This is a genomic window from Blastomonas sp. CCH1-A6 (assembly GCF_001556365.1).
GTDB classification, from domain to species: Bacteria; Pseudomonadota; Alphaproteobacteria; order Sphingomonadales; family Sphingomonadaceae; genus Blastomonas; species Blastomonas ursincola.
In genome coordinates this window covers 1-314 of record NZ_LSIS01000292.1, presented here as the reverse complement: position 1 = coordinate 314, position 314 = coordinate 1, and the positions used below count along the sequence as shown (strand labels likewise).

Genomic DNA, 314 nt, shown 5'->3' with positions numbered 1-314 from the left:
AGCGGCGGTGTCGATCGGCATCGATAAGCGTCCTGTTCCCGGTTATTCCGCCAATCAACCGTGCGGGCGCATAACAACCTTGATCACACCTTCTTCCTTGTCGCGGAATTTAGCGTACATTTCTGGCGCGTCTTCAAGACTGGCCGGGTGGGTGATCACGAAGCTGGGGTCGATCGCGCCCGCGACGATTTTTTCCAGCAACGGTCTAGTATAGCGCTGCACGTGGGTTTGGCCGAGCTTGATCGTTAGTCCTTTGTTCATCGCTGCACCGATCGGAAGCTTGTCACCCATCCCGACGTAGACGCCGGGCACGG

At 57.6% G+C, this 314-nt stretch carries 1 pseudogene; it reads right to left on the bottom strand.

Annotated features, from left to right (window positions below):
• Positions 1 to 54 precede the first annotated feature (54 nt).
• Positions 55 to 314: pseudogene (locus AX735_RS13965) on the bottom strand (glutathione-dependent formaldehyde dehydrogenase); the annotation flags it as partial.